The sequence below is a fragment of the Caballeronia sp. LjRoot34 genome, assembly GCF_964253815.1.
GTDB lineage: Bacteria > Pseudomonadota > Gammaproteobacteria > Burkholderiales > Burkholderiaceae > Caballeronia.
Genome location: NZ_CAXUSB020000001.1, coordinates 239,025 through 256,579, shown reverse-complemented (window position 1 = coordinate 256,579; position 17,555 = coordinate 239,025). Strand labels below are relative to the sequence as shown.

General features: G+C 61.2%; 16 protein-coding genes. 3 read left to right on the top strand and 13 right to left on the bottom strand.

The genetic code is table 11. The annotated features are described in order from the left end of the window. Positions 1-74 precede the first annotated feature (74 nt). The gene (locus ACSQ36_RS01170) at positions 75-1,655 is read left to right on the top strand and encodes a YifB family Mg chelatase-like AAA ATPase (protein ID WP_436180648.1); all 1,581 of its coding nucleotides are present in this window, start codon (positions 75-77) and stop codon (positions 1,653-1,655) included. 387 nt (positions 1,656-2,042) lie between these two features. Here ACSQ36_RS01170 and ACSQ36_RS01165 read toward each other — a convergent pair whose 3' ends face one another. Further along, positions 2,043-2,675 (bottom strand): hypothetical protein, encoded by a 633-nt coding sequence (locus ACSQ36_RS01165; protein ID WP_436180647.1) that lies wholly within the window; start codon positions 2,673-2,675, stop codon positions 2,043-2,045. A 246-nt stretch (positions 2,676-2,921) separates the two neighbouring features. Between ACSQ36_RS01165 and ACSQ36_RS01160 the strand changes: the two genes are divergently transcribed. Next, positions 2,922-3,458 (top strand): peroxiredoxin family protein, encoded by a 537-nt coding sequence (locus ACSQ36_RS01160; protein ID WP_436180646.1) that lies wholly within the window; start codon positions 2,922-2,924, stop codon positions 3,456-3,458. Between the two features lie 111 nt (positions 3,459-3,569). On the opposite strand, the gene ACSQ36_RS01155 is transcribed toward ACSQ36_RS01160, so the two are convergent. From ACSQ36_RS01155 to ACSQ36_RS01130, 6 genes are all read right to left on the bottom strand, one after another. Next, positions 3,570-4,910, bottom strand: a complete 1,341-nt coding sequence (locus tag ACSQ36_RS01155) for a sigma-54-dependent transcriptional regulator (RefSeq protein ID WP_436180645.1) — start codon at positions 4,908-4,910, stop codon at positions 3,570-3,572. A 108-nt stretch (positions 4,911-5,018) separates the two neighbouring features. Beyond that, on the bottom strand, positions 5,019-7,076 hold the full coding sequence (locus tag ACSQ36_RS01150; RefSeq protein WP_436180644.1) for a sensor histidine kinase: 2,058 nt from the start codon (positions 7,074-7,076) through the stop codon (positions 5,019-5,021). A gap of 69 nt (positions 7,077-7,145) precedes the next feature. Then, positions 7,146-8,429 (bottom strand): dicarboxylate/amino acid:cation symporter, encoded by a 1,284-nt coding sequence (locus ACSQ36_RS01145; protein ID WP_213764729.1) that lies wholly within the window; start codon positions 8,427-8,429, stop codon positions 7,146-7,148. A gap of 475 nt (positions 8,430-8,904) precedes the next feature. Next, positions 8,905-9,915, bottom strand: a complete 1,011-nt coding sequence (lipA, locus tag ACSQ36_RS01140; RefSeq protein ID WP_213764728.1) for a lipoyl synthase — start codon at positions 9,913-9,915, stop codon at positions 8,905-8,907. Between the two features lie 13 nt (positions 9,916-9,928). Continuing rightward, positions 9,929-10,678: a lipoyl(octanoyl) transferase LipB gene (lipB, locus tag ACSQ36_RS01135; RefSeq protein WP_436180643.1), complete on the bottom strand. Its 750-nt coding sequence runs from the start codon at positions 10,676-10,678 to the stop codon at positions 9,929-9,931. Between the two features lie 165 nt (positions 10,679-10,843). Continuing rightward, a complete protein-coding gene (locus tag ACSQ36_RS01130) occupies positions 10,844-11,170 on the bottom strand; it encodes a DUF2917 domain-containing protein (RefSeq protein WP_213764726.1) in 327 nt (108 codons plus the stop codon). A gap of 122 nt (positions 11,171-11,292) precedes the next feature. Here ACSQ36_RS01130 and ACSQ36_RS01125 point away from each other — a divergent pair, with 122 nt between their 5' ends. Further along, positions 11,293-12,273 carry a transcriptional regulator GcvA gene (locus tag ACSQ36_RS01125; RefSeq protein WP_436180642.1) on the top strand — a complete coding sequence of 327 codons (981 nt, stop codon included), beginning with the start codon at positions 11,293-11,295 and terminating at the stop codon, positions 12,271-12,273. On the opposite strand, the gene ACSQ36_RS01120 is transcribed toward ACSQ36_RS01125, so the two are convergent. The 6 genes from ACSQ36_RS01120 to ACSQ36_RS01095 form a co-directional block, all read right to left on the bottom strand. Further along, complete coding sequence (locus ACSQ36_RS01120) at positions 12,257-12,529, bottom strand: DUF493 family protein (RefSeq protein WP_213764724.1); 273 nt, start codon at positions 12,527-12,529, stop codon at positions 12,257-12,259. The two genes, ACSQ36_RS01125 and ACSQ36_RS01120, sit on opposite strands and share 17 nt — an antisense overlap. Positions 12,530-12,655: 126 nt before the next feature. Beyond that, a complete protein-coding gene (locus ACSQ36_RS01115; protein WP_213764723.1) occupies positions 12,656-13,867 on the bottom strand; it encodes a D-alanyl-D-alanine carboxypeptidase family protein in 1,212 nt (403 codons plus the stop codon). A 634-nt stretch (positions 13,868-14,501) separates the two neighbouring features. Beyond that, positions 14,502-15,134, bottom strand: coding sequence for an alpha/beta hydrolase (locus ACSQ36_RS01110; protein ID WP_436180641.1), 633 nt, complete (start codon positions 15,132-15,134; stop codon positions 14,502-14,504). Between the two features lie 11 nt (positions 15,135-15,145). After that, entirely contained in the window at positions 15,146-15,478 is a 333-nt protein-coding gene (locus ACSQ36_RS01105) for a (2Fe-2S) ferredoxin domain-containing protein (RefSeq protein ID WP_089165576.1), read from the bottom strand. Positions 15,479-15,533: 55 nt separating this feature from the next. Continuing rightward, the gene (locus ACSQ36_RS01100) at positions 15,534-16,709 is read right to left on the bottom strand and encodes a VanZ family protein (protein ID WP_436180640.1); all 1,176 of its coding nucleotides are present in this window, start codon (positions 16,707-16,709) and stop codon (positions 15,534-15,536) included. 114 nt (positions 16,710-16,823) lie between these two features. After that, the gene (locus ACSQ36_RS01095; RefSeq protein WP_436180639.1) at positions 16,824-17,501 is read right to left on the bottom strand and encodes an ABC-type transport auxiliary lipoprotein family protein; all 678 of its coding nucleotides are present in this window, start codon (positions 17,499-17,501) and stop codon (positions 16,824-16,826) included. Between the last annotated feature and the right edge of the window lie 54 nt (positions 17,502-17,555).

The following is a 17,555-nucleotide window of genomic DNA, read 5'->3' as shown; positions in this document are numbered from 1 at the left end:
CTAAGCGAGCCGTGATGTTGGATCATTAAGCCGGCGCCTCGAATTAGCGAGGCAACGGCAGCGGGGAAAAAATCATGTCGCTTGCCGTGGTGCGCAGCCGCGCGCCCGCCCCTGGGCGTGCGCCCGAGGTGACCGTCGAGGTTCATCTCGCCAATGGATTACCTTCGTTTTCAATCGTCGGCTTGCCCGATCTCGAAGTGCGTGAAAGCCGCGAGCGGGTGCGCGCAGCACTCCAGAATTGCGGTTTCGATTTCCCCGTTCGCCGCATCACCGTCAATCTCGCTCCCGCTGACCTGCCAAAGGAATCCGGCCGCTTCGATCTGCCGATCGCTTTGGGCATTCTTGCGGCGAGTGGCCAGATTCCGGCCGATGCGCTGCTGCATCGCGAGTTCGCCGGGGAATTGTCGTTGACCGGTGCACTGCGCCCGATGCGCGGCGCGTTCGCCATGGCCTGTGGCGCTGCGCGTCAATATGCGCGCGCCGGGTCGGCGCTCGAAGGCGCGTCCATCCGCGAGTCCGATTCCCGCATGCCCGAAATCTATCTGCCCCTGGGGAGTGCGGCCGAAGCGGCGCTGGTACCGGGTATCGATGTATTCGGGGCCGCCGATCTGCCCGCTTTGTGTGCACACCTGAGTGGTTCTGTCGATGGCCGTCTTACGCCTATCCGCGGTGCGGCGCCCGATTCCCTGCTGCGCAGGCGCGCGCCGTTGCCCGATCTCGTCGACGTGATCGGCCATCCCGGCGCGCGCCGCGCGCTCGAGGTTGCGGCGGCCGGTGGACATCATCTGCTGATGGTCGGGCCGCCCGGCGCGGGTAAGTCAATGCTCGCTGCCCGGCTACCCAGCCTTCTTCCGCCCATGACCGACGACGAAGCGTTGTCGTCGGCGGCCATTCTGTCCGCCAGCATGCTCGGATTTTCGCCCTCGCAATGGCGCCAGCGACCGTTTCGCGCGCCGCATCATTCGTCGAGTTCGGTTGCGCTGGTAGGTGGACGCAATCCGCCGCAACCCGGCGAGATCACGCTGGCGCATCTCGGTGTGCTGTTCCTCGACGAACTGCCCGAATTCGACCGGAAGGTGCTCGAGACGCTACGCGAACCGCTAGAGGCTGGTCGCATCACTATTTCACGCGCCGCGCATCAGGCCGATTTTCCGGCGGCGTGTCAATTGGTCGCAGCCATGAATCCCTGCCCGTGCGGCTGGCGCGGCGATCCGAACGGCCGCTGCCGATGCACGCCCGACGTCGCTACGCGGTATCTGCGCAAGTTGTCGGGGCCGCTGCTCGATCGCATCGATATCCAGATCGAATTACCCGCGTTGTCGCCGGCGGAATTGTCGGGGAGGAGTGCATCCGTTGGCGAGACCAGCGCGGTCGTTGCACGGCGTGTCGCCGAGGCGCGCGACCGGCAACTCGAACGGCAAGGAAAGACGAATCGTGAGCTGGACGGACGGGAAGTGGACGCTGTCTGCCAGCTCGATGCCACCGGAGAAGCCTTGCTTCGCGAAGCCGGCGAACGTTTCGGCTGGTCGGCACGAGCGTATTACCGCGTTCTGAAAGTGGCACGCACGATCGCCGATCTCGCGGCGGCCGATTCACCGACCGCGACTCACCTCGCCGAAGCAATTCAATATCGACGGGCATTTGCGACCGCATAAACCACACGTCGGAACTGCCGCCCGCAAAAAAGAAAAATCGGCTGTCAAGACTTGACTTATGCACATTGCATCGTTCTTTGTTTCTCTAACATCTGATCAAACACCTATTTTGTCAATGATCGTCAGGCCTTTGATTTTATTAACTATTTTTGACTGCACTGAATCAAGGCAAAGTAAGGAAAGCCGCGTCGGACGGGCACTTGGCGAGGGCGCGGCGATGTTTTCCACAAAGTTATCCACAGCCTCTGTGGATAGTTGAAAAAACTGAGATAAATCCTAGTTTTAGCTGTAAATGCTTGTGCGATTTCTCAGATACGAAACGTTTGCTGCGCGTCGTTCAATTTGAGAAATATTGACGAACGAATGGACACGATTCGGGGCAAATACTTAAAAAAGTTTGAACGAGGAAAAAAATTGATCAATTTGATCGGGTGGCGGCGCCTTGGTTGAGACGATTGCGACTTGGTAAGCGTGCGTCCCTTTGGCGATGAAACGGGCCCGGATCTGACGCGTTTCGCTCTTCTGGCCGTTGGCGCTCGCCTCGCTCGCGTAACTCGTCCCGCTGACGGTGATTTCCGCCCCGGGCAAACGTCCGCCTGCCGCCACTTCGATATCCACAGGATGCGCAGCGGGCGCGGTATTGAGGTTGCGCGCCAATCCTTGCTGAAGAAAATCGAGCGCAGCGCGCTGGGTCGCGGGGTCCGCGTTGGGCAAATCAACCGTACCGACGGCGAATACCGCGTCGCCCGCCTCGGCCATCTGCATCTTCATATGCATCGGCTTGCCAGCGACGTCGATATCGCGGGCGTCGGAACGCGGCTTGGCCGGAAAGGTAACTTCGTACGCGTCGTCGTTGTTCTGGATCGTGCGCCAGTCATAGGCCGGCGTGCAGGCCAGCAGCGCGGCGGCGGTGACCAGGAGCGTGGTGGTCGAAGCGGCCGACTTGAACAGCGTGCGCGGGGAAGACACTACGGCATGAAAAACAGCGCGTTTCAAGGCGCGGGGGAAAGATCGGATCATGAGAAAAGCTGGGGGAAAAGCATGATTATCCGCTGCCGGTGCTGAAACCGTTGACGGTGATCAAGACGGCGGCTGTCGCACGGGACGATCCCTGCCTTGCAAAAGGCTCACAGCAAGCCGCACGCAGAACGCTTTTTCAAGATTGGGGCTAAAATGCCCTGCATCCAGGCAAGCTGGCATTGCTGTGCGTTGTTGCAAATCAGTCGAGTACGAACCAGATACGAACCGAGCACGCTCGAGGTTTCCATGTCAGAAAATTCACAGGTTTCACCCGGGCGCAGCAAGGGCCCGCTGCGCTATATCTTGATGGCGGTTGTCGCCGGCGTGATTGCGTGCACCGGCTACTTTGCGTTCGGCGGCCAGCAACGCGTTCCGGACGCCACGTTCACGCTGTTGTCGGGTCAGAAGATTTCGACATCGACGGATCTCAAGGGCAAGGTCTACCTGATCAACTTCTGGGCGACCGACTGCGAAACCTGCATGAAAGAGATGCCGGCGATGGTCGACACATACAACCGCTTCAAGGGCCGCGGCCTGGAATTCGTGGCGGTGGCGATGAAATACGACGCGCCAATGTACGTGACCAACTACGCGCAGACGCGCAACCTGCCGTTCAAGGTTGCAATGGACGACGGCAGCGCGGCGAAGCAGTTCGGCAACGTGCAATTGACGCCGACTACGTTTGTCGTGGATAAGGACGGCAAGATCTTGAAGCGTTACGTGGGTGAGCCGACGTTCGCGGAACTCGATGCGCTTCTCGACAAAGCGCTGAACGCAGCCTGACGCCGCTTCGGCTTGACGCGTTACCCCAGGCACAAGCAAAACGCCCGCCGATTCATCGGCGGGCGTTTTGCTTTTTAAGGCGTGGAAAATACGCGGAAAATCACACGCGGCCTACCGCTCGACCTCACCCTTCGCCGCCAGCCCATAGCGCTTGATCTTCTCGTAGAGCGTGGCCTTGCCCAGTTGCAGCCGATCGGCCGCCGCGGCCACCACACCGCCGCACTGCTCCAGCGCCTCCCCGATCACCGCGCGTTCGAACTGCTCGGTACGCTCCTTCAGCGATTGCGTGGCGGCATCGAGCGGGACGCCGGTTTCATCGATGATACCCAGCACCATCCGGTCCGCCGCGTTGCGCAGTTCACGCACATTGCCCGGCCAGTCGCGCTGCATCAGCTCGGCTCGCTGGCGATCGTTGAGCAAAGGCGCGGGGCGCTCGTATCGCACGGCGGCATCGAGCAAAAAGTGTTCGAAGAGTGGCACCACGTCTTCGCGGCGTTCGGCGAGCGGTGGCAGCGTGATCGTCACCACGTTTAGCCGGTACATCAGGTCGCGCCGGAACGTACCTGCCGCGACGTGCTCCGTCATATCGCCCTTCACGGCCGCGATCACGCGGCAATTCGCGCGAATCGGCTGGTTCGAACCCAGCCGCTCCAGCACGCCGTCCTGCAGCACGCGAAGCAATTTGACCTGCAACGCGAGCGGCATGCTTTCGATTTCATCGAGGAACAGCGTGCCGCCCGACGCATGTTCAAGCTTGCCGATACGACGTTTCTGCGCGCCGGTAAACGCGCCGGCCTCGTAGCCGAACATCTCGGACTCGAACATCTGCTCGGGCAATGCGCCGCAATTCACCGCGATAAACGGTTTGTCCCGACGCGGCGACAAGTCGTGCAGGCTACGCGCAATCAGTTCCTTGCCGGCGCCGGTGTCTCCGTTGATCAGCACGGAGGCGTCAGTGGGCGCGACGTTGGCGATCAGTTTGCGTACTTGTTCAATCGCCGGGCTGCGTCCGATGATTCTCGGCGCCACACTGCTCTGCCCGGCAAGTTCACGCCGCAGCGCGCGGTTTTCCAGCACGAGTGTGCGGCGTTCCAGCGCGCGGCGAACCGCTTCAATCAAACGCTCCGACGCGAAGGGTTTTTCGATGAAATCGTAGGCGCCGTCGCGCATGGCCTGGACGGCCATCGAGATATCGCCGTGGCCTGTCACGAGGATCACCGGCACTTCGGGCGCCCGCTCGTGGCATTGAGCCAGAAGGTCGAGACCGCTCGCACCCGGCAGACGGATGTCGCTCACGATCACGCCCGGGAAACTGGCATCGATCAGGCGCGATGCGCCCTCCACACTGCCGAATGCGGTTACCTCGAAGCCCGCGAGCTGGAGGCTTTGCACGCTTGCACGGCGCACCAGTTCATCGTCTTCGATGAAAATCACCTGAACGCCTGTGGTCATGGGTTTCTACTCCTGCGGGGTATTGCTTTGTGGTGCCGCTTTCGGCGCGAGCGACGGCGTGTCATCGCATTTTCTCAGCATGTGGCACGTGCTACTACAGCCTGCTTTTCACGCCCGATGCAGCGTAATCACGAATTCTGCCCCGTGCGAGCGATCCGCGTCGGCCTGCGTGCCGCCCTCGGGCCCATCCACTTCCATCTGCGGGACGAGGTTGCGTGCGACCAATGTGCCGCCGTAATCCCGCGCTATAGCCGATGAAATCGCCAATCCCAGGCCCAATCCGTGACCCATTTCCTTCGTGGTGAAAAACGGCTCGAAAAGACGCGGCAGGACATCCGCTGGAATGCCCGGCCCGTTGTCGCGCACCAGAATGTCGACCGTTGTTTCGTACCTCACCAACTCAATCTCGATACGAGGAACATCGCACGCGGCCACCGCGTCCAGCGCGTTGCCAATCAGGTTGATCAGGATTTGCTCAAGCCGCAAATCCTCGCAGCGCACATACAGCGGCGGGCTGGAATCGGCGCGTTCGTTGGCATCGAAGGCGAGTACCACGTTCTTCATGCGCGGCTGCAACATGGCCAGCACGTTGCGCAATGCGCGGCCAACATCGGTACGCGCGTTTTTCGGACGGGCCTTCGCCACGAACAACTTCAACTGATTCGTGATCTTTCCCATGCGCTCGGTCAGCGCGGCAATCGCCTCGAGATTCTCATGGGCCGCCACGTGATCGCCGCGCTCGATGAGCACGCGGGTGTTGTCAGAGAAACTGCGCAACGCGGCAAGCGGCTGGTTCAGTTCATGCGTGATGCCCGCCGCCATCTGACCGAGCGCGGCGAGTTTGCTCGCCTGGATCAGCTCGTCGTGCGCGGCGCGCAAGTCCTGTTCGGCCCGCGTGCGCTCGCCCACCTCCTTGGTCAACAACGCGTTCGCCTCCGATAAATCCACCGTTCGCTCCGCGACGCGTTCGTTCAGCTCGGCATAAGCCGTCTGCAACAGCGCGCGGCTGCGGATCATTTCACGCACGCGCACACGCCGCATGCGCCAGTAGAACGCGAGCAAACATAGCGAGACGAACACGAGCGCGGTCACAATCGTCGCGCTCCACGCGGCATCGACCGCCGGATCGAGAGACACCATCGTCATCAAGTGCCAATCGGGCTCGCCCAATGCGCGCTGCGTGGCGAGAAAACTCGGCGCGTCGCGCCCGCCTCCCACGCGCACAATCTGCGCGCCGTCTTCGAGCGTGCGCACGATGGTCATCGGCAACGCGGTGATCGGATGCTGCGCGTATTGCCGCGCCGAATACACCGACGCTTCGATGTCCTTCGGCAGCGGCCGCAGCGTGTGATATTTCCACGCCGGCACGGAAGACAGGAAGATCACGCCGTGATCGTCGGTAACGAGCAGCGGCTCGGAGGCATCGGCGCCTTGCAGCCATTCCAGGTTCAGCTTGACCACCGCCACGCCGATAATGTCCCGCGTGCCCTCTTTGAATACCGGCTGCGAGATGAAATAACCGGGCTCGCGCGAGATCGTGCCGAGCCCGAAAAAGCGGCCGGTGCCGCCTTTGACTGCATCGACGAAATACGGCCGGAACAGGTATTCCGCGCCCACGAAACTATCCGGTCCATTCCAGTTGCTCGCCGCCACGCAGCGCCCGTTCGACTGGATGATGTAGGTCGCCGTGGCGCGCGCGTGCGTGTTCAGGTCGGCGAGATAACGGTCCGCGCGTGCGGCGAAGCCTGGGTTCGGATCGGCTAGAACCTCCTGCACGAACGGGTGGCGCGAAAGCAGATAAGGCAGATATTCGTAACGGTCGAGCGTGCTTTTCAGCTCGGCCGTCGTGCGGTCGACACGCGCCGCCGCGTTTTGGCGCAACGTGTCGAGCCCGCGTTGCCACGCGATGCTCCACGTGAGCGCGCATACACCGGCCAGCGCCGCGAGGAGAAGCAGGAAAACGACCAAACGCCGGGTCACGTGAACGGGCTCCAGACGATGGGGAAGCCCGATTGTGGCACGCGCCGCTTCGAACGCGGTTTCCGCCGATGCCTCCGTGCCCTGCTTCGTGCCCTGCTTCGTGCCCTGCTCCGTGCCCTGCTCCGTGCCCTGCTCCGTAAACGCATGCGGCGAAGCATCCGCCGCCGAATGCTTCGCCGCTTTCATTGCTGTTGATTCCCTTTCGCGTGGATGTCGACTAAGCAGCGAACTCGGATGAGCCGCCGCTTCGCCTGATCAGGACACGGTTTCGGCTTCGGTATCCACCGCGCCGTGCTTGAGCTGATCGCGCAGCTTGTTGCGGTCCAGTTCCTTTTCCCACGCCGACACAACCACCGTCGCCACGCCGTTACCCACGATGTTCGTCAACGCGCGGCACTCGCTCATGAAGCGGTCGATGCCAAGAATCAGCACCATGCCCGACAGCGGAATGGTCGGCACGACAGCGAGCGTTGCAGCCAGCGTGATGAACCCTGCGCCGGTCACGCCGCTTGCGCCCTTCGACGTCAGCATGGTCACCGCGAGCAGCGTCAGTTGCTGCGTCCACGTCAGGTCCGTGTTCGTGGCCTGGGCGATGAACAGGACGGCCATCGTCATGTAGATGTTGGTGCCATCGAGGTTGAACGAATAACCGGTCGGCACGACGAGGCCCACCACCGAGCGCGAGCAGCCGAGCTTTTCGAGCTTGAGCATCAATTGCGGCAACGCGGCTTCCGACGAGCTCGTGCCCAGCACGATCAGCATTTCTTCCTTGATGTACGCGACGAACCGGAAGATGTTGAAGCCCACCAGCCGCGCAATCGCACCAAGCACGACGACCACGAACACGATCGACGTCAGATAGAACGTGCCGATCAGCTTGAGCATGGGGATCAGCGAGCCGATGCCGTATTTGCCGATGGTGAACGCCATTGCGCCGAACGCGCCGATCGGGGCCAGCTTCGTGATGATGCGCACGATGCCGAACAGGATGTGCGACAAGCCTTCGATAAAGCTCGTCACCACGCGGCCTTTCTCACCTGCAGTAGCCAGCACGGCACCGAACAACAGCGCGACCAGCAGGATCTGCAGGATTTCCCCTTGCGCGAATGCGGACGAGATCGTGTCCGGAATGATGTGCATCAGGAAATCGGTGGTCGTCTGGCCGTGCGCCTTCGCGGCGTACGAAGCGACCGCCTTGGCGTCCAGCGTAGCCGGATCGATATTGAAGCCAACGCCGGGTTTCAGCAGGTGCGTCGCGGCCAGGCCGAGCACAAGTGCGAACGTCGAGACGATTTCGAAGTAGAGCAGCGCCTTGCCGCCTACGCGCCCGACCTTCTTCATGTCTTCCATGCCGGCGATACCGGTCACGACCGTACAGAAGATGATTGGGCCGATCACCATCTTGATGAGCTTGATGAACCCATCGCCGAGCGGTTTCATCTCGGTGGCGAGCGCAGGATAAAAATGCCCGAGCGCAATGCCGATGGCAATAGCCAACAGCACCTGCACATACAGGACTTTATAAAAAGGTTTCTTCACGGTTGTCACAGTTGTTCCGGGCATGGTCGGCGAAAAAGCAAAGGGGTGAGACAAAAACGCGCCGGCGCTAGGCTGCGGCGATGCGCGTCTGGCGTCGGCAAAATCAGGTAAAGCTGAATGGGATGGGTTGCATCGAATCGTCTCCCTGTCTTTTTTATGGCCTGTCTGGCCACCCTTCATATTGCAAGGTCGATGCCAGTTTTTGACCCGCGTTCGGCATTGATTTTTAAGGATTTTTTGTTGACGCGAAACAGTGAAAATCTGCGTTTCCGGAATTCGGGAATTAGACCGTCCGACCATCCGGACGGCATTCGGGTTATCCCTGAGACGCTTTATCTACGGGCTTTCCCGAGGTTTGCGGGGGATTGGAAGAGGGTTCGGCGAGGTCGCGCGTTCCGGGCAATTGGAGCGGTGTCAAAACGAAAAAACCCACGTTTCCGTGGGTTTTTTCGTACTGGTCAAGCCAGAGGAAAACTTACATCGCGCCGACCAGACCCGCGTCGTGAGCCTGCTGATCCGCGTGGTAGCTCGAACGCACCATCGCGCCAACGGCCGCGTGCGTGAAGCCCATCTTGTACGCTTCTTCCTCGTACATCTTGAACGTATCCGGATGCACGTACGAACGCACCGGAAGATGATGTTCGGAAGGCTGCAAATACTGGCCGATGGTCAGCATATCGACGTTGTGCTCACGCAGGTCGCGCATGACTTGAAGAATTTCTTCTTCGGTTTCGCCCAGGCCGACCATCAGGCCGGACTTGGTCGCCACTTCCGGATGCAGCGCCTTGAAGTCCTTCAACAGCTTCAGCGAATGCGCGTAATCCGAACCCGGACGCGCTTCCTTGTACAGACGCGGTACCGTTTCAAGATTGTGGTTCATCACATCAGGCGGCGCGGCGGTCAGGATGCCGATTGCGCGGTCCAGTCGGCCACGAAAATCCGGCGTCAAAATTTCGATGCGCGTCATCGGCGAATGCTCGCGCACCTGCCGGATACATTCCACGAAGTGCGCTGCGCCGCCGTCGCGCAGGTCATCGCGATCAACGCTCGTGATCACGACATACTTCAACTTCAACGCGCCGATAGTGCGTGCGAGGTTCAGCGGTTCGTCGGCATCGAGGGGATCGGGGCGGCCGTGGCCCACGTCGCAGAACGGGCAACGACGCGTGCATTTATCGCCCATGATCATGAAGGTCGCGGTGCCCTTGCCGAAACATTCGCCAATGTTCGGGCAGCTCGCTTCTTCGCAGACCGTATGGAGATTGTGTTCGCGCAGGATCTGCTTGATTTCGGTGAATCGTGAATTGCCCGTTGCGGCCTTCACGCGAATCCATTCCGGCTTTTTCAGCCTTTCGATCGGGATGATCTTGATCGGGATGCGCGCCGTTTTCGCCTGCGCTTTTTGTTTGGCGGTGGCGTCGTAGGGCGCCGCAGCGGGGGTCGAAGTAGCGGTGCTGCCAGCCAGATTTCCGGTTACGTCAGTCATTCGGTCGGTCCATTCAGACGGCCACGCCGTTCTGCGGTTGGGCGGCGGTCGCGCTGTGGCCGCCAATATGGTGAGTGAGGTTTTCTGCCAGCGTTTGAGCCACGTCGTTCCAGTCTGCCGCCACGCCGAGTGTTGCCATGTCGACGGTTTCGAGGCCGGCATAGCCACACGGGTTGATCGCGAGGAACGGTTGCAAGTCCATTTTCACGTTGAGGCTCACACCGTGATAACTGCAGCCGTTGCGAATTTTCAGCCCGAGCGCTGCGATCTTTGCGCCTGCATGGGCGAGCTGCGACGGCGTTGGCGCGACGTAGATGCCCGGCGCGCGTTCCTTGCGTTCCGTTGCGAGATTATACGATGCAAGCGTTTCGATCACGCCTGCCTCGATTCGCTGCACGAGTTCGCGGACCATGAGTTTGCGGCGGCGTAGATCGAGCAGGAGGTATGCAACAACTTGTCCGGGCCCGTGATAGGTGATCTGGCCGCCACGATCGACTTTGACGAGCGGAATGTCACTATCGGGGTTGAGCAGATGCGCGGGATCACCGGCCAGTCCCAGCGTGAAAACGGGCGGATGTTCGACGAGCCAGATTTCATCGACGGTCTCGGGCGTGCGCGTATCCGTGAAGGCGCGCATGGCGTCGAAGCTTTGTGTGTAGGGCTCAAGGCCACGCCAGCGGAAAATGACCGACGGGGTCAACGCGCTAGGGACGGAGTGGTCTATTGACGCTGAGTGGGGAGTTATTACCGGCTGGGCGGACATAGTCCCGTTAGTTTACCGAACTTCGGTTGCTCGCGTCGGCGGACGGTTTTTGAAGGAGTGGTTTTGCGGCCTGGCGGTCGAGGCCCGGCTTCAGTCTCGACCGCTAAGCCCTGCAATCTTGTGCGAGCCAAACTACAGCGCTACATGAGCGAGAACGGAAAACCTTTAAACCGTCCTCCATCCCGACCGGAACCGCCCGGCAAGCTTCTCAAAACCGCGTGCCAGCCATCCAATCGCCCGCTGATCTGGCCGCGGCGCCAACGTGAACACCACCTGCGCCGTACGCCCTTTTTCTGTACTCAGCCACAACCGTTCACGCTCACGCAGCTTCAGGCAATCGCCTGGTACAAGCCAGTAATCTTCCGTATCGTTACTGCGCGTAGCCCACACTGGCGCACCCTGAACGACCAACCGAACGCTGCGGCCGATCTTCATCGGAACGGTTTCACCATCGCCTATCTCAAACGTGATGCTTGTGGATATTTCTCGCATGACAGCCTCCGCCAAAAATCGTGTTCATGGCTATAAGATAGGCTCAGCATACGTTTCAGCAAAACGAGCAATTTTCTTCGGTTTGTGAGATAAATTCACATATGCAACTCGAGTGAACGCCCGTGGACCTCCGACAACTCCCCGCCCTAAACGCGCTGCGCGCCTTCGAAGCCGCCGCGCGTCACGAAAGCTTTTCACGCGCCGCCGACGAACTGTTCGTCACCCACGGCGCCGTCAGCCACCAGATCCGCGCGCTCGAAGCCGATCTCGGCGTCACGCTATTCGCTCGCGACGGCAAACGCGTACGCCTCTCCGACATTGGCCGCCAATACGCCACCGAGGTCCGTGCCACGCTCTCCGCCCTCGCCGAAGCCACGCGCCGCCTGCGATCAGGAGAACGGGACCGGCGGCTGGTGGTATCTATGTTGTCGTCGTTTTCAGCGCGCTGGGTGACGCCGCGGATCGGCGGGTTTATCGAGGAACATCCGGAAATCAACCTGGAACTGCTCTCGACCAATACGCTGACCGATTTCACCCGCGACGACGTGGACGTCGCCATCCGTTTCAGCAGCTTGGGCAAATATGCCGGATTGCACGCGGAAGAATTGCTCGATGAAGTGTTTTTCCCGGCGTGTTCGCCGAACTTTAACGGCGGCAAGCTGCCGCGCACACCCGCCGACATGGCCGACGTGCCGCTGCTGCGCTCGCACGACGAGCTCTGGAAGCCGTGGTTCGATGCAGCCGGGCTCGTGGACTTTCCTGAGCCAAAGCGCGGGGTTTTATACGAGGATTCGTCGAATTTGCTGCAGGCGGCCATTCAAGGCCAGGGAATTGCGCTCGTACGCCGATCGCTTGCCATGCATGAAATCGTGGCGGGCCGGCTCGTGCGGTTGTTCAATGTAGACGGGCCGAGCCCGTGGAATTACTACTTCGTGTGCCCGCCCGCGTTGCTGGGAACGCAACGCGTGCAGGTCTTTCGTACCTGGCTCTTCGATGAAATCATGCGCTTCAAGCAACTCTACGAGTGCACGCCGGCCGCCTGCGATGCACCCGTGCGGCCGCTGCCGGCCGCGCCGGAACTGAGGCTCAAAGTACCACTTTGACCATCGGATGGCCGGTCAGCGCACGATAGATATCGTCGAGATGCGCGCGGCTTTGCGCCCGCACGGTAATAGTCAGACCGGTGTATTTACCGCCCGAGGACGGACGCACTTCAATACGCTCGATGTCAAACTGGTCGTCAAATTCGCGGATTACGGTCACGACGGCATCGCGGAATTCCGGATGCGTCGCGCCCATCACCTTGATCGGGAAATCGCAGGGGAAATCGAACAGGGCGTCGATATCGGGTGAGCTCATGGTGTTCTCCATCACAGGACGCCCGGTCCACCCGGGCGTCGTACAGCAGGCATAGATGGAGCCGGATCACGTAAATCCAACCGCCGCCGTGCCTTGCCGCTTACTTCTTCCGCTTACTTCTTCCGCTTACTTCTTCTTTTGCCACATCATCAGCAGCGAGTCCCACGTCCGGCCGACAAAACCGGCTTGCGGCACATCCTGCAACGCGACCAGCGGAAACTGCGCAACTTCCTTGCCGTCCGCCATCATTTTCACGGTCCCAACCTGCTGGCCCTTCTTGATCGGCGCAATGATGGTGTCGTTATGCGTGACCGTCGGCTTGACCTTGTCGCCCATGCCCTTCGGCACCGTGATGTACTGATCCGTCTCCACGCCCGCCTTCACCAGGTTGTCCGTACCCTTGTAAACACGCGGCGACTCGATCACCTGACCCGCCTTGTAAAGACGCAGCGCGTCATAGGCCGTATAGCCGTAGTTCAGCATTTTCAGGCTGTCCTGCACCCGGTTGTGCTCTTTCGGCTCGCCCATCATCACGGCGACCAGACGGCGGCTGGCGTCGGGCACGCCGTCCAGCGGACGTTTCGCCGAAGCAATCAGGCAATATCCGGCGGCCTGGGTATGGCCGGTCTTGAGGCCATCGACGGTCGAATCAATCCACAGCAAGCGATTACGGTTCGGCTGCTTGATCTTGTTATAGGTAAAATCCTTCACCGAGAAGATGCTGTAGTACTCGGGAAAATCGCGAATCAGGCGCGTGGACAACACGGCCAGATCGCCTGCCGTGGTGTAGTGCTGCGGGTCGGGCATGCCGTTGACATCGGCGAAATGGGTATTCTTCATACCGATCTGTTTCGCCGCCGCGTTCATCAGCGCGACGAAGTTCGACTCGCTGCCGCCCACCAGTTCAGCCAGCGCGATAGCCGCGTCATTACCCGACTGGATGATCATGCCGTACACGAGATCGTGCACGGTCACCGGCTTGTTCGCCTCGATGAACATGCGCGACTCGTCCGTGCCCACGCGGCGCACGGCCTCGCTTGGCATGACCGTCTGGTCCATGTTGATCTTCTTCGACTTCAGCGCGTCGAAGACAAGATAAGCGGTCATGAGCTTGGTCAGCGACGCCGGCTCCGAGCGCTCGTCCGGGTTGCCGGAAGCAAGGACCTGATTGCTGGTTGCATCGACGAGAACCCAGGAACGCGCCGTGACATCGGGCGGCGGCACTTGCGCAAAAGCGGTTGCCGCGACAAGTGTCGCGGGCAAGACGATAGCGGCAGTGACAGCGCGATGAATGGAGGAAGGAGCGACGAAGGACAAGCTTGAAGGGGAAAAGCGCATAGGTTCGGATCGGCAGAAAAAACATCGGCGAGTCAGGCATTCCCTTCAAGGAAACACGCAACGCGCGGGTTGTACAGGCGGAAGGGCAGTCCGGTAGAGCGCTTGGGCGATGACATTTTTCGATGCCGCGCGACAAGCGGATTCGTTGGACCCGTCAGGACCGCTCGGGTTGCATCGGTTTTCGTTTGACGGCTTTTAAATCGGGTTCGAACTGCCGCTGAATGGCGGAGAGTTTAAAACACGGCGTAAAGCACGCAAACTTAAAACCCAAGGCAAACCCGGCGAGAGCCCGGTTGAATCCTTAATCCGCCGGCGCGGCATAAAACGCTCGCTGGACTGACCTCCGCGCGCTTCGATACTCGAGCGGCACATGGGCAAAACGCATCCGGTTATGCAGATACCGGACACATGCCGCATGCGCTACGGCAAGCGCTGAACCGACAAGCGGTCGCGCAAAAGTCTGCGCCATTATACCCGTGCGCCAAACCGCTTTTACCGCGAAAGTGGCTGGATGTGCCGGGGATTCGTGAAAAATGGGATAAAAGCGGCTGCGACGCGAAGCCTTTGAAAGCCTCTCGCCGCGCGTTGATTCAACAGACGGTTGGTACAGGTGAAGCGTAAAGCCGAGGCCGATTCAACGCCATGCGTCGACGATAATCTTCTTCAGCACATGCAGCTTGCGATGAAAGAAATGCTCGCCGCCGGGAATCACGACCACGGGTAATTCCTGCGGCCGCGCCCAATCGTAGACGGAGCTGATCGGCACGGTTTCGTCCACTTCGCCGTGAATCACGAGCGTGTTGTCCGGCACTTCGGCCACCTGCCAATTGCTCGCCGCCGTCCCCACGAACACCATCCGCTCGATGACCTCGCCCGACTCGCGCAAGTGCTTCGCCACATGCGACATCACGAACGTGCCGAACGAGAAACCGGCGAGCACCAGCGGGACATCGGCTTGGCCCGGCTGTGCGCGCATATGAGCGACCACGGCCAGCAGATCGTCGCGTTCGCCCGTGCCGTTGTCGTGCTCGCCTTGCGTTTCACCCACGCCCCGAAAATTCGAGCGATACGTGACGTACCCAAGTTGCACGAGCGTGCGCGCGAGGGTCTGCGCGACCTTGTTGTCCATCGTCCCGCCGTACAACGGGTGCGGGTGCGCAACCAGCGCAATGCCTCGCGTGGGCGCGCCGTCGCCGGGACGATCCAGCGCGACTTCAATCTTGCCCACCGGCCCGTCGAGCAGGAACCTGTCAGTCTGTGCGTTCATTGCGTGAGCCCTCAGACCACAGGCTGGTCGATCAGCAAACGCTCGACGATCTTGCCATTCACCAGATGCGAATCGACAATTTCATCGATGTCCGCTTCGTCCACATACGTGTACCAGGTCCCTTCGGGATACACGACGACCACCGGCCCCAGTTCGCAGCGCTCGAGGCAGCCGGCCTTGTTGATGCGGACCTTGCCGTCGCCGGCGAGCCCGAGTTGTTTTACGCGCTTCTTCGCGTACTCCTGCATGGCCTGTGCATTGCAATTCGCGCAACTCGGGCGCGCGGCGTCGGGGTCGCGCTGGTTAAGGCAGAAGAACACGTGATATTTGTAGAACGGGTCCATGAGCTTGGCCGGAAGATGTTTGATGTCGTGGGATTTTTGTGTCGCTTTCAGCCGATTATAACGACCGGCGCTTTTCGCCGCCGTCACGCCGCCGGGCAAGAAATGCGCGCTCCGCAGTCGATGCCAACCAGCCAAGTGCAGCATACGGCCACACCCACGCAAGCCACTGCGAAAGGCCATTGAAATGCAGATAACGCCCCTGGCGCCAGTCGGCGAGCACGATATCGAAGTAGGGATTGACCGGCAGAAGATTCACCAGCACCAGCGCCACGACAAGCGCAAGACCGGCCAGCGTCGCACGCCACGCCCGCGAGCATCGCAGTGACAGCAAACTCACCAGCGTTCCGCACGCTATGCCGGCAATGGCGCCGTCGGTCGCCCAGTTAAACGTGAGCCCGGCGCGCGATTGCAGGAACGTCGCGCCCGCCTTCGCGCCGAGCGTCGCGATCACCAGGCCGAGCAGCAGCCGCACACGTGGCGCGCGAGTGCGCATCGGCAACGTGGCCAACACCAGCGCGGCAAACAGGTTGAGCGAGGTGATGAGCGTTTCCCAGGCGCCGTCGGGGAGCTTGGCGCCCAAATGCGCCGGCCAGGTCGCGACGTTCCATGCGTCAGGTGTCCACGCGAGCAGCGCGTCCTGCATGACCGGGTCGATACTCGACCAGAGCACGCGCGGCAAATCGCCCACAGCGAACAGGAACGGCGCGGGATACATCGCGGCGAACGGCCAGAGCCCCGATAAGCCAATCATGTACGCGGCATCGCGCTCGAACCACATGAAACGCATGCGCCGCAGCAAGCCCCGGTCGAGCAGCATGCTGGTGGCGGGCGCGGTGAGCGCCGCGCCCAGCAGCGCGCCGAGGGCGTTTGCGGCCAGATCGAGATTCGACGCCACCCGTGTGGGCAGATAGGTCTGCACGGCTTCCATCGAGCCCGACAACATCGCCCCGCCGATAAATGCCACGCCCGCCGCAAGCGCGCCACGCCAGCGCGGATAGAGCGCAAGCACGGCCAGCGCGCCGAACGGCATGTAACCGAGCACGTTGGTGATGACGTCGAACGCGGTGAGATATTGCGGCAGCGGATCAGTGAGATACGCGAACGGGCCGATTCCGAGCGTTCGCCAGCCGGAAAACGGATACAGCGACCCGTAGACGACCAGCATTGTATAAACCGCCAGCGCCTGCCGCGAGAGCGCGGACGGACGGCGCTGCCAGTGCTTGAGCGTCATGCGCGCCGCCGTTGTTCTTGCGTTGGCCCTCGCACCCTTGCTCGTTCCGGAACACAGCGCGCCGCGTCAGCCTGCATGGCATTCACCGAGCGGTCCTGAAGCGGTTCGCGGCGTTCACTGCGAAGCGACCAGCGGCTGCACGCCGAGCCATGCCGCCATTTGCGCGATCAGGTCGTCGGAAGCTGCGGCGAGCGCACGCGCGCCACCGGCGGCATCGGCCGTGTACGAAGGCGCCCGCGCGATGAACGTGCGCTGGCTGACCACCTGCCCATGCTGCGACAACGTCACCCGCGCCGAGACCTCGCCATGGCTTTGCTCGGGAGCATCGAATACTTGCTCGAAGTCCGTCAGATCAACCTGCAACATGGGCGCGCGCACCGAGTCGGCCCCCGTGAGCACCGGTCCGCGCGAGGCCAGCGCCGCGCGCAGGCGCTGCGTGAGCAACTCCGCCGGCGACATGGTCCAGTGGCTATCCGCATAACTGCCGGTGCGCTGGGCATTGGCATATTTCAGGCGATACACGAACGCGTCGGTATCCAGGTTTTTCGCTGCGCTCACCGCCAGCACTTTCACCGGCGGCATGTTCATGGTGTTGCCAAGCGGCGCGGGCGCACCCAGGTCGTAGCGGATATTCGACACCGCCGCGGGTGGTCCCGACGCGCACCCCGCGAGCATGGCGGCAACGGCTAGAACGGCTGAACCGGCCAGGCTGATAAAACCGGAGCGCGCCCGCGGCAGCGGGCGCGCAGCACGCTTCGATAAGCGCATCGCCTGCAAGATCGTGTGTGGCATCACAGTTCCCTATTTCAAGATCAAAAACGCTTGGACATCGAACTCTAGTCCGCC

Excerpts from the sequence above, each read along its gene's own strand:
- ACSQ36_RS01170 (WP_436180648.1), top strand. The coding sequence starts at position 75 with ATGTCGCTTGCCGTGGTGCGCAGCCGCGCGCCCGCCCCTGGGCGTGCG.
- ACSQ36_RS01165 (WP_436180647.1), bottom strand. The coding sequence starts at position 2,675 with ATGATCCGATCTTTCCCCCGCGCCTTGAAACGCGCTGTTTTTCATGCC.
- ACSQ36_RS01160 (WP_436180646.1), top strand. The coding sequence starts at position 2,922 with ATGTCAGAAAATTCACAGGTTTCACCCGGGCGCAGCAAGGGCCCGCTG.
- ACSQ36_RS01155 (WP_436180645.1), bottom strand. The coding sequence starts at position 4,910 with ATGACCACAGGCGTTCAGGTGATTTTCATCGAAGACGATGAACTGGTG.
- ACSQ36_RS01150 (WP_436180644.1), bottom strand. The coding sequence starts at position 7,076 with ATGAAAGCGGCGAAGCATTCGGCGGCGGATGCTTCGCCGCATGCGTTT.
- lipA (WP_213764728.1), bottom strand. The coding sequence starts at position 9,915 with ATGACTGACGTAACCGGAAATCTGGCTGGCAGCACCGCTACTTCGACC.
- lipB (WP_436180643.1), bottom strand. The coding sequence starts at position 10,678 with ATGTCCGCCCAGCCGGTAATAACTCCCCACTCAGCGTCAATAGACCAC.
- ACSQ36_RS01130 (WP_213764726.1), bottom strand. The coding sequence starts at position 11,170 with ATGCGAGAAATATCCACAAGCATCACGTTTGAGATAGGCGATGGTGAA.
- ACSQ36_RS01120 (WP_213764724.1), bottom strand. The coding sequence starts at position 12,529 with ATGAGCTCACCCGATATCGACGCCCTGTTCGATTTCCCCTGCGATTTC.
- ACSQ36_RS01115 (WP_213764723.1), bottom strand. The coding sequence starts at position 13,867 with ATGCGCTTTTCCCCTTCAAGCTTGTCCTTCGTCGCTCCTTCCTCCATT.
- ACSQ36_RS01110 (WP_436180641.1), bottom strand. The coding sequence starts at position 15,134 with ATGAACGCACAGACTGACAGGTTCCTGCTCGACGGGCCGGTGGGCAAG.
- ACSQ36_RS01105 (WP_089165576.1), bottom strand. The coding sequence starts at position 15,478 with ATGGACCCGTTCTACAAATATCACGTGTTCTTCTGCCTTAACCAGCGC.
- ACSQ36_RS01100 (WP_436180640.1), bottom strand. The coding sequence starts at position 16,709 with ATGACGCTCAAGCACTGGCAGCGCCGTCCGTCCGCGCTCTCGCGGCAG.
- ACSQ36_RS01095 (WP_436180639.1), bottom strand. The coding sequence starts at position 17,501 with ATGCCACACACGATCTTGCAGGCGATGCGCTTATCGAAGCGTGCTGCG.